The organism is Pseudomonas svalbardensis, assembly GCF_030053115.1.
GTDB classification, from domain to species: domain Bacteria; phylum Pseudomonadota; class Gammaproteobacteria; order Pseudomonadales; family Pseudomonadaceae; genus Aquipseudomonas; species Aquipseudomonas svalbardensis.
The window spans coordinates 5299481-5315000 of the sequence record NZ_CP125619.1; the positions used below are offsets into that span (position 1 = coordinate 5299481).

Genomic DNA, 15520 nt, shown 5'->3' on the forward strand with positions numbered 1-15520 from the left:
TCGATTGCGCCTGACATGAAACCCGGAGAGTTCTTATCTCCAACCTATAAATCGCTGAGTAAACTCCGACAGCTCACAAACTTTTTAAAGCAAGACAGCACTGACCAAGGAAGAACAAACACATGTCTTTAATATCGAAAACGCTGGAAGAGATGATTAACGAGATTTACCAGGACGGTAGGGTTTCAGTCGTTGAATATAAAAAGCTGCGTGATGATGCAGATCGCCGTATGGACGCTGTCGTCCGCGAGTTCGGCCAGCACAACAATTTGACCGCCCTTCAAAAAGCGATGGATGTAGTGATGCAATTAACGCAAACGTCCATCATTGATGCCAAAAAAGCCAAACTGACCGATACAGGAGAGGCCATCGTCAAGGATGCCGTATTTGCACAGGTCGAGTACTTGCGCGCCGGTACTCATCTGGCACTAAAGCTGTTGTAACGCTTCAACCTCCGTCCGGCCCATAGACATTAAGCCCGGGCCGGACCCCATAACCGAGAGTTCCTGGCATACACACCGCAGGCTCTACGCAAAAAAAACTACACGCACACACTGTTCTGTGTAACGCCGCTGATCCAGTATGGCGCGTACCCCAATCAACGGGACCACGCTGAAAAGGATCTGAGCATGTTCAAATTCGCAGGACTCACTCTCGCGGCCCTCACCCTGAGTGCCGCCGCCCATGCCGATGTCGACCTGAAGCTGGGCAGTACCGAACGTGTCACCCGCCTGTTCGCCTATCCCAACAACTGCAATGTGATCTGCTTTCGCAACTGGACACTGGAGCAAACGGTCGAGCATTACCTGACCCAAAGCGTGCAGCGCGATGGTTACAGCGCGGCGAAAGTGCTGGTCAAAACCGATAACGATCAGCTCTACGCCGAAATCAGCGGCGTACCCCGTGGCTATGAAAAACCGTTGGTGGCGTTACTCGATGCCGGTGATCTGGCCTATACCGGCGCCAGCAAGCTGAATGCCGATGGCAAGTGGGCTTACAGCTGGTATCTGTACCTGCCACTGGGCATGGCTCTGGAAAACCGCAAAAGCGTTGAACTGTTGCACTTCCCACCCGACTATTCGTTGACCCAGGCTCAGGATTACCTGCGATCCGCCACCACCGATCGCTGGGCCACACTGCTGACTGTCAACGGAATCCCGGCCGACCAGACTCCGGGCTACCAGACCATCATCGACATCGCACCGATTGCCGCACCGTCCAATGCCGGCAAGGATCTGGAAGGCGTCTACGACTACTTCAAGGACTACCAGACCACGATGGTCAAGCAACTCAGCCAGAACGCCAGTGGTGCGGCGTTGCCGATGGTCGCCTTCGGCGCGCCGGTGCGTAACTGGATCAAGCAGCAATACGGGCCGACCGTGAACGTGCTGAGCCTGGTCAGCATCAGTCCGAGCGACGGGGTGAAAGTGCCAGTGCTGGGTTCCAACCACCCAAGCTACATTTGGTACGCCGCCGACCCGGAAAGCTATACCGGCAGCGATGCCCAGGCCAAGGCCGATGCCGCTGGCCTTAAAGTCATGGGTCAGGATTTGAGTGCCGCGTGCTGGCAGGCCGCCATGGGCCGCCAACCGGACAGTAATCCCGACATTGAACTGAGAAGTTGCACCCAAACCTGGCAAGTGGCCCAGTCAGAAAAAACCTGCGAGCTGTTCTATACCTCGATCCGCAACCTGACGCCCGAAAAAGCCGTGGCCAAGTGCGCGACGGCACCGATCAAATCTCAGCTCAAACAGCTGAAAGCCCCGGTACCCGCGACTGCGATCCCTGTCCCGCCTCTGTAAAACGATGAACGGCGGGTCTACTGTCATAACTGACAGTAGACCCGCCGTTTCATTTGCGAGAGGCTTGAGTCGTACCCATGTGTTGCAGAGCTGACAGGATCGTCAGCTGATGGAGGTCGCAGCACCCAGCCGACAAGGACTGTTATGAAAACCCAGACCCCGCACGGGACGCTTGCGCAATCACCCGATGGGATTTATCCATTTACGGAGTTGCCCGTTCGCCTTGGATTCCCCTCCAGAGCCGACTTCGAGATTATCGACAACACCAACGGATCGGCGGCAGCCGTCGCAGCACTTCGGGACTTTCCACGCATCAGCCGAATTTGTCGGGCTTCGGGGCATCTGCTGCCTTATCGGTGTCGGCATACCCGGCAACTGGCCCGCGGCATCCATGTCTACGACCCGCGCTTCTGCGGGCTGCTGCGACACTCCTGCGACCCAAACGTATTTCTCGACATGAGCGAGCTGTGGCTATGGGCGCTAAAGGACATCAAAAAAGGCGACCGACTGACGATGGACTACGCCACCACCGAAGACAAACTCTTGCGTCAGTTCGCCTGCCAGTGCGGCTCGTTCGACTGCCGTGGCTGGATCACCGGCTACGATGAATCGCCGAACGCCGACGGCCAGTTGTTTCTGCAGCACTGGCGTCGGCGAAGTCTATGCTGAAGGTCGTTACAACGCCTCGACCGGACGCAGACGGTATTGCGGCGGCAATTGCTCGAAACCGCTGATGGTGGCGTTCAAGCTTTTCCAGCGACCGTCCTTGATGCCATAGATGCAGCCGTGAACAGACAGGCTCTGCCCGCGGTGCCAGGCGTTTTGCACAATGCTGGTGTGCCCGACGTTGGCCACTTGCTGGATCACGTTGTATTCGCAGAGGCGGTCGACCCGCTCTTCTTCAGTGGGCAATTTGGCGAGTTCTTCGCGTTTTTCATAATAGAGATCGCGAATCGAGCGCAGCCAGCCGTCGATCAGGCCCAGCTGACGGTCCTGCATTGAGGCGCGCACGCCGCCGCAGCCATAGTGACCGGTAACGAGGATGTGTTTGACCTTCAGCACGTCGACCGCGTACTGAATCACCGACAGGCAGTTGAGGTCGGTGTGCAGCACCACGTTGGCCACGTTGCGGTGTACAAACAGATCGCCGGGCAGCATGCCGACGATCTCGTTCGCCGGCACCCGGGCGTCGGAGCAACCGATCCACAGGTATTCCGGGGTTTGCTGACGGGCCAGCTTGGCGAAGAAATCAGGATCTTCTTTGGTGATCGCGTCAGCCCAGCGCTCGTTGTTATCAATCAGATCTTGTAATTCGTTCATGCAATGAAACCTCGAGAATGATGCGCTTCTATGACAGACAACCATCTGTCGGGGTCACGCGACAGATGCAGATATCCGGTTTTCCATGCCGGAGGAATTCTCAGCAGCCCGGGGGGTCCACCCTAGTAAGGCCTACAGTATGAGGAATTGCCATGACTGAATCACGACGTCCGTACGATGCGGTGCAACCCGAGCCCATCGATGACAACGAAGACCGCATGGGCTCGATGCATGAGCTGGATTTCGACGAGGAAGAACCCAGCGCCAAAATCGGCGACGAGCTGACGCAAACTGAGCGTGAACGCCTGATGCCTCGGGAACGCGTACGTGAAGCCGGCATAACCGGGGCCTCGACCGATGACCATGAGTCCACCGACGACGACATGAGCCCGGAAACCCTGATCCATGAAGACGGCGCACGGGACGCCCACGAAGCGGGTGAAGGCGGCCAGGCCGATTGGGATTTGAGCATTGTCGATGAAGACGACATCGGAGGGGGCAATGGGCTGGATGAAGAGGAACTGGCGCGACGGGATCCGATGGACGGTAATCGTTGATCTGTGGCGAGGGAGCTTGCTCCCTCGCCACAATAGCTGTAACTCAATCGACGAGGGTGCAGGCCATCACAACGGCATCTTCACGCCCGCCAACTGCCGGGTAGTAATCGCGTCGACGGCCAATCTCGTTAAACCCATAACGCTCATACAACTTAAACGCACCACGGTTGCTGTCGCGCACCTCAAGGAAACACTCCCGCGCCTTGGCGTCATACGCCCGGGACATCAAATGCTCCAGCAACGTCAAGCCCAGGCCGCGGCCCTGGTTCTCCGGTTTGACGGTGATGTTCAGCAGATGCGCTTCATCAAGGATGATCTGCACCACCCCGTGGCCGACCTGCTGCTGGCCTTCAAACATCAGCCATATCTGATATTTACCCAGCCCATCGAGAAAAATCCCGCGAGTCCAGGGATGGCTGTAAGCCGCGTATTCGATTTTCAGTACAGCGTCCAGGTCCGCCTCGATCATCGGGCGGAACGATACAGCGTCACTCATTCGATTCTTTCCAGCGCGCCATCAGCCGACGCATGGCTTGCCAGACATCAGCCTTACGCTGTGGCTCTTCCATTAATAATTCCAGACCCGGCAGGGCCCAGACCGAGCCCAGGCCATCGACCTGGAGTTCACGGTTGAAGGATTCGGCGTTTGCTTCACCGGCGAAACGCACCGCCGGCAGGCCAATCAGCCACACGCAGACGCACGGAGCGTCTTCCAGCCGGGCCGACAGAAAACCTTGAACGAAGTCGCGAGCCGCTTCCGGGCCTTGATCCATGGTGCCCCGAACCAGCAACGGCCAGCGCACCGGCTCACCGACGATTTGCGGGCTGTCCGGCAGACCGGCGGCACGCAGCATGTCCTTGAGCAACAGATAGGCGGGGTCGCGGGTCTGGAACGATTCGCCTGTGGGTAACTCGACCAACAGCAGGCAGCGCCCAGCCCGCAGCAATTGCAGGGCGAAACGCGGCGGCGGCACGACCGGAGCCTTGACCGCGACTGGAGTCGCCTCTTCTTCGACCTTGGCGTTCGTGCGCGTGCTGGCCAACGATGGCCGTGGCACCTCGATTTTCACCCGTTCAGCCGGTTTGGCCACAGGTTCCACAAGCGCCTCAGCCACAGGAGCCGGCGTCACCGGGGCGACGACCACCGGCTCGGGCATCTCCAGCAGTTCAGGGCGCGATGGCGCAGCAAAGGGCAATTCGGTGCGCGGCAGCCAGTTGACCACCTGCATGGCGGTCAAATAAGCGCGACGACGGGACTCGATAAGCAAAGGTCGGCCACTTGTGGATAACTAAAGTGCGGTGATTCTACCGCCCTTCGCTCAAGATCGCCCACGCTTGATCGATAGAAAGCCAACTGTCCGTCCCGAGAGTGAATCGACACGCCTGCGATGCAGTACAATCGCGGCTTTTAATTGCCAACCAGCCGGCCATTCCGATGATCGAACCCAAGCGCGTCTTGCGCGCCCTCGCTGAACACTGGGCACTTCTGGAGCCACTGTGCGAGCACTTCGACCAAGGCACCTTGAGCCTAAACGAACTGCGTTCACAGTTGGCCGCCCAGCAACTCGACAGTACGCCGCAGGACATCACCAGCCTGCTGGACGTGTGGATCCGCCTCGACATTCTGGTTCCCGTGGCGAAAAGCCCGAACCGTTTCGAGCTCAATGCGCAGATCCACGACTTCCTCGCTTACCTGCGCCGTGAGCACCGTCTGGGCCTGTGCCTGGAGATCGAAGCCTATCTGCGCCATCTCGAGCGCCTGGCCGGTTATATCCAGGACGCCTTCGACATCCGCGACGGCCACGACCTGGCGCGCCAGTTGCGCCTGCTCGACATGCGCGTACGGGATGTATTGAAAAAACTCGCCAACGACGAACAGGCCCTGGTGGCCGTCGCCGAGCGGGCCAAGACCAGCGACCGGCAGATTCCCCTGCGCCAGCGTTACGCTGAAGTACTGGCGACCTGGGACGAATACGTCGAGCCGATGATTCAGTTGGTGAACGCCGACGGCGCCTTCGAACAAGGCGTGCGCAAGGTCGAGAACGTGCTGCTGAAGATGCTCACCGAACAGCAGCGCCTCGGCCACCTGGTCGATGACGACATGCTGCTGCGCACCCACGCGCGCATCCTCGAGATGCAGACCAGCGCCCAGCTGACCCTGCGTCATGCCCGCGAACTGCTGCTGCCGCTGCGTGAAGAAGCCCGTCGGCACAACGCCGTGACCCGTGGCGCGGCGCTGGCCTTGTCGGCCATTCGTCGCAAAGGCATCGATGCGGTGCCACAAGCGGCGATGCCGATGTTCACCCGCCCGCAAAGCACCTTCCTCGGCAGCGCCAGTCAGGTTGAAGCCTACGTGTATGCCCTGGCCCGTTTCGAGCCGAAACCGGCTCGATTCCCCAAAGCCCACAAGACGCAGAAAGGCGAAGCACCGCGCGCGCCACGCACGGTTCGGGAAATGCTCGAACGCTGCGAAGACGCCCTGCCGATGCCGGACCTGATGACCTGGCTGCTGGAGCAGGAGCCGGACGGCGCTACCGACGAATTGCTCTACTGGTTCTCGCGTCTGTCGCGCGAGAAACGGTTCAAACGCGAGCGTCTGGAACGCCGCGATTACCACACTCATGAGCATCAGGTCAGCCTGCGCTCCTTCGCCCTGCTCTCGGCCCGCGACACCGCCGCCGAGGATTCTGCGAGCACCCCACATGCATCTTGATCTAAACGAACTGTCCCAGCTGGCGCCGATTTTTCGCGAGCTGTTCAAGGGCTACCACGTCAGCCGCCGCGACCCTGAGCTGTACGCGCAACTGTCGAACTTCCAGGACCAGTACCGCACGCTGTTCAAGGCCTTGGGCTTTGAACTGGTCTGCGACACCCGTGGTTTCTACTACTTCGTGCCTGACCTCGCCGCCGCAGCAGTGAACAAGACCGCGCAACGTCTGGCGCTGTTCACCTTCATTCTTGTCGAGCACCTGGCCGATCAGGGCCGTGACCCGGTCGCCGTGCTCGACGGTGGCAGCCTCGGCCGCGACGAGTTGCCATCGCTGCTGGAGAAATACCGCGACCTGTTTATCCAGGCCGAAGTGCAGACGGTTGAAGAGCTCGAAGAAAAAATCATGCGCCGCATGACTCAGCTCGGTTTCGCCGGCGAAGAAAACGGCATCTACCGTTTCCTGCCGCCGATGCACCGCTTCCTCGATGTCTGCCTGTCGGTCCAGCAGGATCGCGACCTGGCTGCCAGTCTGCACAGTGTTTTGCCATTGCCGGTGCCAGTGCTGATCGATGACGACAGCGACGAAAAACTTTTGGAAACCGATGACCCGCTCGATCTGAGCGACTTCGCTGAAGAAAGCGAAGAAGACGCCATGGCCCGCGCCATTGCCGAAGAACAGGAGACCGACGCATGAGCAAGGAACGCTACGGCATTCGCCGCTTTGCCCTTTTGAACACCGCCGGTTACAGCCTCGGCCTGTTCCCGCTGGAAGAACCGTTGTCGGTTTACGGCGCGAACAACCTCGGCAAATCCGCCTCGATCAACGCCTTGCAGTTCCCGATCCTGGCGCGCATGTCGGACATGAGTTTCGGCAAATACAGCCTGGAACAATCCCGACGCTTCTACTTCGCGTCGGACACCAGCTACATCCTGGTCGAAGTGTCCCTGCCCCACGGTCCTCACGTCATTGGCGTGGTCGGTCGCGGCCCGGGCGGTGGTTTCGGTCACCAGTTCTTTGCCTACGCCGGCAAACTGGATCTGGCGCATTACCAGAAAAACGACACCTGCCTGCGCCAGAAAGAATTGTTCACCAACCTTGAGCGCGAAGGACTGAAAGCCTACGAGCTCAAGCCGGATGAACTGCGTCGATTGCTGGTGGGCGGTCACACCTCGATCCCGCTGGACCTGACGCTAATCCCGCTGCGCTCCACCAGCGAGCAGAGCCTGAAGACCTTCCGCGCACTGTTCATCAACCTGCTGCACATGCGCGAAATCACCGCGGCCAAGCTCAAGCAGCTGTTTCTCGATGCGTTCGAACACAGCCTGCGTTCCGGTAGCGTTGATTACATCGCCGCGTGCGAAGAAGCGTTCCGCGATGTACGACGCATGGAGCAGGACTACAACTCGCTGGTCACTGCTGGCCCATTGGTCGAAGCCCTTGCGGCAGGCGTGACCCAGCGCAACATCCTGCGCGGCAAATTGCACCGGATCTCGCCGCTGCTCGATTCCCTGCTCGGGACCTGGTCGGATTACGCCAGTGCGCGCAAGGAAGAGCTGACGATTCAGGCCGAGCACTACCGCAACGAGCAAGACGCGCTGCAAAACGATCAGCGCGGCGGCACTCAGGAGCTAATGCGTCTGGAGCGGGAAATCACCGGCATCCAGCGCTGGCTCGGCGAACTGTCCGCGCTCAAAAATCGCTTCGCGTTGGTTGATGACGTCAAAGTGCTGGAGCAGCAACTGCTCGCGGCCAAGGACGCACACGATGAGTTGGCCGGTGCGTTGGCCCAGTCGCGGCAGTTCAGCGCCGAAGATTTGGAAGAGCGTCTGCGGGATCTAGAAAAACGCCTGAAGTCGGTGAAACAGCAACTCGATCACGCCGACAACAACAGCTACGCCCGTTTGCGCGAGGAATTCTCGCAACAGGATGTCGAGCGCCTGATGCGTCTGTTCAACAGCGCGCTGTTCAGCCTGCCGCTGGGCGAATACGGCATTACGCTGGATGAGGAGGGTCAGTGGGTTAAGTCCATGGAGCTGATCCTCGATGGCTTCAAAGGCGAGCGTTTCGAAGTGCCGGGGCTGTCCATCGACATCTCGCATATCGAGCCTCCAGCGCTGCAAGCCCTGGCTGACCGCGCGGCGTTGCGCGATCAGAAAGAGCGTCTGGATAAAGAACTCAAGCAACTGAAAACTCAAGCTGCCGTGGCCGCTGACCGCGCTGCGAGCAAAACCCAGACCGAAGCGCTGTACCAGCAAGTGCTGGATGCGCAGAAAGCGTTGGAAGATTTCCGCCGCGCACAAACCCTGAGTGCAGAGGAAAGCGACAAGCTGGAACAACTGGCGCAAATGGAAGCCGCTCAGGACGAGTTGAAGCGTTCCAGCGACGCCTTCACCGAACGCGTCCAGCAACTGTCGGCCAAGCTGCAACTGGTCGGCCGGCAGATCGGCGACATGGAAGCCAAACAACGCACCCTCGACGACGCCCTGCGCCGCCGTCAGCTGTTGCCGGCAGACCTGCCGTTCGGTACGCCGTTCATGGACCCGATCGACGATTCCATGGACAACCTGCTGCCGCTGCTCAATGACTATCAGGACAGCTGGCAGGGTTTGATGCGCAGCGATGGCCAGATCGAAGCGCTGTACGCTCAGGTCCGCCTCAAGGGCGTGGCCAAGTTCGACAGCGAAGACGATATGGAGCGTCGCCTGCAACTGCTGATCAACGCGTACGCGCACCGCACCGACGAAGCGCTGACGTTGGGCAAGGCTCGCCGTGCAGCGGTGACCGACATCGCCCGGACCCTGCGCAACATCCGCAGCGACTACGACAGCCTCGAGCATCAACTGGCGCTGTTCAACCGCGAGATCAACAAGCGTCAGGTCTCCAACCTGCAGAGTTTCCGCATCGTACTGGCGCCGAACAAGGAAGCGCTCAAGCACATCGACCAGATCATCCACAGCGCCGGCCAGTACGAAGAAGGCGAAACCCTTTCGGTTTTCGACCTGAGCCAAAGCGCTGATCAGGACAACAAGAACGAAGAAGCCAAGGAATACCTGGCGCGGCTGGTGGCGGCGAACCACAACCAACTCGGCCTCAAGGACTTGTTCGAGCTGGCGTTCGAGATCACCAAGGTCAACGGATCGCCGGTGATTCATACCGACATCGATGGCGCCGCCTCCAACGGCACGACCATGACCATCAAGGCGCTAACCAACATGTACTTGTTGCTGCACTTGATGGACCGCGATCAGGCTGGTCGCGTGCGCCTGCCGTACTACCTCGACGAGGCGGCGGACATTGACGAGAAGAACCAGGCAGCGCTGCTGGAAACCAGCTTGCAGCTTGGCTTCGTGCCGATCCTGGCGAGTGTGAAGCCGCAGGTCTGCGCCAGTGTCGCCATCGACCTGGAAGGTGGCAGCGGCCCGAACGGTATCTACATCGACGAGGCGGACTGGAAGTACATCCGTCGTCACGATGAAGTGAAGGCTGCCGTTAATGTTGAAGCGGACGAGCCTGAGCTGGATGCCGTCTGATTTGCGTTAATCGAAGGCAATAAAAAAGGCCGCGATCTAATGGATCGCGGCCTTTTTCATGTCTGCTGTTTAGGCTTACTTGCCGATCGAAATCTTCGGCGCCCAAGTCAGCCATTCGTCTTCGAACTTGTCGAACAGCGGGAACGTCTGTTCGGGTCGCGCCGGACTGCCCATACGCTCACCGTCCGGCGTGGCGAAAGCGATGCCGCCCTGAATCAGAGTCTCCAGCGATTCGGTTCGCATCGTCGCGCCTTTGAACAAGCCGTAATCAAAGCCGAAACCACTGGAGTTCCAGAAACGCGTGCCGCTGCGCACCAACGGCGCGTACTTCGGCTCGATCAGGATGTGCACCAACACTCGATCGGCGGTCTGGCCGAGTTCATAGCCCGTCACTTTGCCCACGGTGATTTCGCGATAGGTGACCGGCACACCGGTTTTCAGCGAACCACGGCGGGCAGCACTCAACACCAGACTCAAACCAGCTTCTTGTTTAGCGGTTTCCGGCGGATTGGTCAGGGCGACGAAGTTCTTCTGCGGGCCGAGGTTTTTCGCTGCCGGTTGCACTTCGATGTATTGGCCAGTGACCAGCGTTTCGAGGTTGGACGTCTTGATCAGACCCAGCTCAGGTTTGACTACCCAGAACTGACTGCCAACCTGAGCGATACGCTCCGGCACTTCTGTGATTCGTGCGGTGAGCATCACCGATTGCAGGTCATCACTGAGGTCGACGTCTTCAATCTTGCCGACATCCAGGCCTTTGAATCTCACAGGTGTGCCGTTGCGTAAGCCATCGGCGCGATCAACCTTGATCGTGACCACAGTGCCTTTCTGGTTGGCCTCGTCATGGCTGGCGAACAGACGGAAACGTGGAATACGTTTCTGCAACGGCGCTTTCGCTTGCGGGGTTTCGAAGGCGATACCGCCAGCCATCAGGCTTTGCAGCGACTCACTTTTGACTTGGATTCCACCGGTCAGCCCACCCGTCAGCGTAATGCCGCTGGCATTCCAGAAGCGTGTCGAGGCATTGACCAAACCTTCGTATTCCTTCTCGATGTGTACACCGATCACCAGCTGTTTTTTGGTGCGAGAGAACTGATAGCTCTGGACCGAACCGACCTTGACCTGTTTGTAGAGAATCGGACTGCCGACTTCCAGTGAACCCAGATTCTCGGTGAACAGCACCAGGTGCAAACCCGGAGAACGCAGATCCAGCGGCGGCGCCTTGGGTCGTGCCACGAATTCGCGTTGCGGCGCTGCGCCTTTGTCGCCAGGACGCACGGCGATGTAGTTACCTTTGACCAGGGCTTCCAGGCCGGTGATCCCCGCCAGCGAGATCGACGGTTTGACCACCCAGAACTGAGTGCCTTCGACCAGGTAATCTTCGGCTAATGGATCGAGGGTCAACTCGGCGGTTGCGCCGGACAGATCCGGATCGACCTTCAGCGCTTTCAGATTGCCGACCTGGATACCTTTGTACATCACCGGTGTGCGACCGGCCTGCAGGCCTTCGAAATCGCTGAGTTTGACCTTGACCCGAATCCCGGCAGCGGCCGCATCGAAATCCTCGTAGAGACGGAACGGCAGGCTTGGGTCGGTGGGCGGACTGTCCTTGCGGTTCTCCGGCGTGGCGAACGCGATACCGCCGGCGACGATGCTGGCCAGGGACTCGCTACGCACTTTCACGCCCGACAGGCTGGCGTCGATGCTGATGCCGCTGGCGTTCCAGAAACGCGTGTGTTTGCGCACCAGTTTGGCATAGGTGGGTTCGATGAACACTTTGAGTTCAACCGTGCTCTGGTCTTCGGAGAGCAAGTAGCTTTTGACCTGGCCAACCTTGATCTGCTTGTAGAACACCGGACTGCCGCGGTTCAACGAGCCGAGGCGATCAGCCTTGATGGTCAGGTGCAAACCCGGCTGAGCGTCCGACAGCGGCGGCTCTTCAGCCAGGGCTTTGAACTTTCGAGTCGACTCCCCCTCGCCCGGGCTTATCGCGACGTAGTTACCCGAGACCAGCGTCTCCAGGCCAGTGATGCCGGCCAGGGTCACGCTCGGCTTGACCAGCCAGAAACGGGTGCTGGTCCGCAGGTATTGCTCCACATCCTTGTTCATTTCGACGGTGGCGATCACGCCTTTAGAGCTGCCTTCGTCATCAAGTTTGAGGGTCTTCACCTTACCCACCGACATGCCTTTGTAGACGACTTCGGTCTTGTTGGCCTGAATGCCTTCACCACTTTCGAAACGCACCTGAATCTCGATGCCGGTCTCGTTGTAGGCACGCCAGCCGAGCCAGCCGCCGATGATCAGGGCGATCAGGGGCAACACCCAAATAGCTGACCAGTTCGAGGCCGGTCGGGTTTTCGCTGTAGGCAAATCAGTCATGGTCGTCGTCCGACTCCGTGTTATCCCAAATCAGTCGGGGATCGAAAGTTACTGCGGCAAGCATCGTCAGAATCACCACACTGGCGAAAGCGATGGCGCCAAGATTGGCTTCGACGCTGGCAAGCCGTCCGAAATTCACAACCGCCACCAGGATGGCGATCACAAAGATATCGAGCATTGACCAGCGGCCAATGAACTCGATAAAGCGGTACATCCAAATGCGTTGACGAGCCGACAGTGGCTGGCGGCGCTGTACGGAAAACAGAAGCAGTGCAATGCCCACCAATTTGAACGTTGGTACCAAAATACTGGCGATAAAAACCACGGCGGCGATGGGAATCATGCCGTGCTGAACCAGTTGGATCACACCGGACATGATGGTGCTGGGATCGCCCTGCCCCAGTGAACTGACGGTCATGATCGGCAGCAGGTTGGCCGGGATGTAGAGAACCGCGGCGGTCACCAGCAGCGCCCAAGTGCGCGTCACACTGTTCGGACGACGGGCGTGAACCAGCGCACCGCAACGGGTGCAGACCTGCTTGTTGGTATCGGCTTCCTGCTTGTTCAATTCATGGCATTCGGTGCAAATAAGAATGCCTGCATCAATCGCCCGCATGGGCATCCTCTCCTGATAAAGCCTGCCAGATCTGATGAGGCGACATCACAACCTCCAACCAGACCTGAACTAATAACAAACCGATAAAGCACGCCAGGCCAAGACCGACGGTAATTGCTGCCATATCTGCCAGTTTGACGATCGCCACCAGTACGCCCATGAGGTAAACCTCGAGCATCCCCCAATCGCGTAAATGGTGATAAATGCGGTAGAGCAACAGGCCGTAACTGCGTCCGATATCAAAACGAATACTCAGCAGTACAACTAATTGGCAAAGCAGCTTGAGCAGCGGGATTCCCATACTGCAGAGAAACACCACGACTGCTACGCCCTGCATTCCAGTATCGAACAGGCCAACAACGCCGGTCCAGACAGTGTCATGCGATGACTGCCCGAGTAGATGGAGCTGCATGATGGGTAAAAAGTTCGCCGGGATATACAACAACAGAGCGGCGAGAACCAAGGCGAGACTACGCTGTACGACGTTATGCCGATGGGCGTAGAGCTCGTAACCGCAGCGCGGACAGAGGGCTTTCTCGCCATGGGCGAGCTTGGGCTTGCGCATCAGCAAGTCGCACTCATGACACGCTACCAAGTCGTCCAGCGGTAATTCTGACAGCCCTGGGGCGTCAACCGGATCTGGCATAAAAGGCTCTGGCTCCGAAAAAGTTGGACCTATTCTAGTGTCATGGATCGAAAATAACTGTGCAAATTTGTGCTTTAACTGAAAGCCACTTTCCTGCAGACAAAACAAAACCCCTACCTGCATACGCAGATAGGGGTTTCGGAATTTAATCTTGACGATGACCTACTCTCACATGGGGAAACCCCACACTACCATCGGCGATGCATCGTTTCACTGCTGAGTTCGGGATGGGATCAGGTGGTTCCAATGCTCTATGGTCGTCAAGAAATTCGGTAGCCAGGTCGTTCTCCTTGCGGATCACGCTCCAGCGAATGGGCAGGTGATAGATTTGTGTGTTGCGTTGCGAATTTTCGACTTGTGTCGTCTTCACACACCGCAATCTGGTGCCTCTTCAGGTCAGCAAATTGCTTGGGTGTTATATGGTCAAGCCTCACGGGCAATTAGTATTGGTTAGCTCAACGCCTCACAGCGCTTACACACCCAACCTATCAACGTCGTAGTCTTCGACGGCCCTTCAGGGGACTCAAGGTCCCAGTGAGATCTCATCTTGAGGCTAGTTTCCCGCTTAGATGCTTTCAGCGGTTATCTATTCCGAACATAGCTACCCGGCAATGCCACTGGCGTGACAACCGGAACACCAGAGGTTCGTCCACTCCGGTCCTCTCGTACTAGGAGCAGCCCCTCTCAAATCTCAAACGTCCACGGCAGATAGGGACCGAACTGTCTCACGACGTTCTAAACCCAGCTCGCGTACCACTTTAAATGGCGAACAGCCATACCCTTGGGACCGGCTTCAGCCCCAGGATGTGATGAGCCGACATCGAGGTGCCAAACACCGCCGTCGATATGAACTCTTGGGCGGTATCAGCCTGTTATCCCCGGAGTACCTTTTATCCGTTGAGCGATGGCCCTTCCATACAGAACCACCGGATCACTAAGACCTACTTTCGTACCTGCTCGACGTGTCTGTCTCGCAGTCAAGCGCGCTTTTGCCTTTATACTCTACGACCGATTTCCGACCGGTCTGAGCGCACCTTCGTACTCCTCCGTTACTCTTTAGGAGGAGACCGCCCCAGTCAAACTACCCACCATACACTGTCCTCGATCCGGATAACGGACCTGAGTTAGAACCTCAAAGTTGCCAGGGTGGTATTTCAAGGTTGGCTCCACGCGAACTGGCGTCCACGCTTCAAAGCCTCCCACCTATCCTACACAAGCAAATTCAAAGTCCAGTGCAAAGCTATAGTAAAGGTTCACGGGGTCTTTCCGTCTAGCCGCGGATACACTGCATCTTCACAGCGATTTCAATTTCACTGAGTCTCGGGTGGAGACAGCGCCGCCATCGTTACGCCATTCGTGCAGGTCGGAACTTACCCGACAAGGAATTTCGCTACCTTAGGACCGTTATAGTTACGGCCGCCGTTTACCGGGGCTTCGATCAAGAGCTTCGCGTTAGCTAACCCCATCAATTAACCTTCCGGCACCGGGCAGGCGTCACACCCTATACGTCCACTTTCGTGTTTGCAGAGTGCTGTGTTTTTAATAAACAGTCGCAGCGGCCTGGTATCTTCGACCGGCATGGGCTTACGCAGTAAATGCTTCACCCTCACCGGCGCACCTTCTCCCGAAGTTACGGTGCCATTTTGCCTAGTTCCTTCACCCGAGTTCTCTCAAGCGCCTTGGTATTCTCTACCCAACCACCTGTGTCGGTTTGGGGTACGGTTCCTGGTTACCTGAAGCTTAGAAGCTTTTCTTGGAAGCATGGCATCAACCACTTCGTCACCCAAAGGGTAACTCGTCATCAGCTCTCGGCCTTAGAATCCCGGATTTACCTAAGATTCCAGCCTACCACCTTAAACTTGGACAACCAACGCCAAGCTGGCCTAGCCTTCTCCGTCCCTCCATCGCAATAACCAGAAGTACAGGAATATTAACCTGTTTTCCATCGACTACGCTTTT

At 57.9% G+C, this 15520-nt stretch carries 13 protein-coding genes and 2 rRNA genes (1 of these 15 only partly in view); 7 read left to right on the plus strand and 8 right to left on the minus strand.

All coding sequences use genetic code 11. The features are described from left to right. The first annotated feature begins 122 nt into the window (after positions 1-122). The 3 genes from QFX16_RS24450 to QFX16_RS24460 all read left to right on the plus strand — a co-directional run bounded on the left by QFX16_RS24450 (position 123) and on the right by QFX16_RS24460 (position 2471). On the plus strand, positions 123-443 hold the full coding sequence (locus tag QFX16_RS24450; protein WP_008153466.1) for a hypothetical protein: 321 nt from the start codon (positions 123-125) through the stop codon (positions 441-443). A gap of 186 nt (positions 444-629) precedes the next feature. Further along, the gene (locus QFX16_RS24455; RefSeq protein ID WP_283181669.1) at positions 630-1802 is read left to right on the plus strand and encodes a hypothetical protein; all 1173 of its coding nucleotides are present in this window, start codon (positions 630-632) and stop codon (positions 1800-1802) included. A 144-nt stretch (positions 1803-1946) separates the two neighbouring features. Further along, positions 1947-2471: an SET domain-containing protein-lysine N-methyltransferase gene (locus tag QFX16_RS24460; protein WP_283181670.1), complete on the plus strand. Its 525-nt coding sequence runs from the start codon at positions 1947-1949 to the stop codon at positions 2469-2471. 6 nt (positions 2472-2477) lie between these two features. Here QFX16_RS24460 and can read toward each other — a convergent pair whose 3' ends face one another. Continuing rightward, entirely contained in the window at positions 2478-3122 is a 645-nt protein-coding gene (can, locus tag QFX16_RS24465; RefSeq protein WP_008145531.1) for a carbonate dehydratase, read from the minus strand. A gap of 152 nt (positions 3123-3274) precedes the next feature. Here can and QFX16_RS24470 point away from each other — a divergent pair, with 152 nt between their 5' ends. Continuing rightward, entirely contained in the window at positions 3275-3679 is a 405-nt protein-coding gene (locus tag QFX16_RS24470; RefSeq protein WP_283181671.1) for a serine kinase/phosphatase, read from the plus strand. A gap of 43 nt (positions 3680-3722) precedes the next feature. Here QFX16_RS24470 and rimI read toward each other — a convergent pair whose 3' ends face one another. Further along, positions 3723-4175 carry a ribosomal protein S18-alanine N-acetyltransferase gene (rimI, locus tag QFX16_RS24475; RefSeq protein ID WP_123365613.1) on the minus strand — a complete coding sequence of 151 codons (453 nt, stop codon included), beginning with the start codon at positions 4173-4175 and terminating at the stop codon, positions 3723-3725. After that, positions 4168-4908 (minus strand): energy transducer TonB, encoded by a 741-nt coding sequence (locus QFX16_RS24480; protein ID WP_283184630.1) that lies wholly within the window; start codon positions 4906-4908, stop codon positions 4168-4170. The genes rimI and QFX16_RS24480 overlap by 8 nt, the downstream gene beginning before the upstream one ends. A gap of 206 nt (positions 4909-5114) precedes the next feature. Between QFX16_RS24480 and mksB the strand changes: the two genes are divergently transcribed. Genes mksB through mksF form a run of 3 tightly spaced genes read left to right on the plus strand, consistent with a single transcriptional unit; the run spans position 5115 to position 9920 of the window. Further along, on the plus strand, positions 5115-6392 hold the full coding sequence (gene mksB / locus QFX16_RS24485; RefSeq protein ID WP_283181672.1) for an Mks condensin complex protein MksB: 1278 nt from the start codon (positions 5115-5117) through the stop codon (positions 6390-6392). After that, positions 6382-7083: an Mks condensin complex protein MksE gene (gene mksE / locus QFX16_RS24490; protein ID WP_008145537.1), complete on the plus strand. Its 702-nt coding sequence runs from the start codon at positions 6382-6384 to the stop codon at positions 7081-7083. The genes mksB and mksE overlap by 11 nt, the downstream gene beginning before the upstream one ends. Continuing rightward, positions 7080-9920 (plus strand): Mks condensin complex protein MksF, encoded by a 2841-nt coding sequence (gene mksF, locus QFX16_RS24495; protein WP_283181673.1) that lies wholly within the window; start codon positions 7080-7082, stop codon positions 9918-9920. Before mksE ends, mksF begins: the two co-directional genes overlap by 4 nt. Positions 9921-9995: 75 nt before the next feature. Here the strand turns inward: mksF and QFX16_RS24500 are convergent, their stop codons facing one another. The 5 genes from QFX16_RS24500 to QFX16_RS24520 form a co-directional block, all read right to left on the minus strand. Continuing rightward, a complete protein-coding gene (locus tag QFX16_RS24500) occupies positions 9996-12299 on the minus strand; it encodes a PqiB family protein (RefSeq protein WP_283181674.1) in 2304 nt (767 codons plus the stop codon). Continuing rightward, complete coding sequence (locus tag QFX16_RS24505; protein WP_283181675.1) at positions 12292-12915, minus strand: paraquat-inducible protein A; 624 nt, start codon at positions 12913-12915, stop codon at positions 12292-12294. The genes QFX16_RS24500 and QFX16_RS24505 overlap by 8 nt, the downstream gene beginning before the upstream one ends. Continuing rightward, on the minus strand, positions 12902-13561 hold the full coding sequence (locus QFX16_RS24510; RefSeq protein ID WP_283181676.1) for a paraquat-inducible protein A: 660 nt from the start codon (positions 13559-13561) through the stop codon (positions 12902-12904). Before QFX16_RS24510 ends, QFX16_RS24505 begins: the two co-directional genes overlap by 14 nt. 149 nt (positions 13562-13710) lie before the next feature. Then, positions 13711-13826 (minus strand): 5S ribosomal RNA (gene rrf / locus QFX16_RS24515). A gap of 154 nt (positions 13827-13980) precedes the next feature. Further along, positions 13981-15520, minus strand: a 23S ribosomal RNA gene (locus QFX16_RS24520) (it continues 1352 nt past the right edge of the window).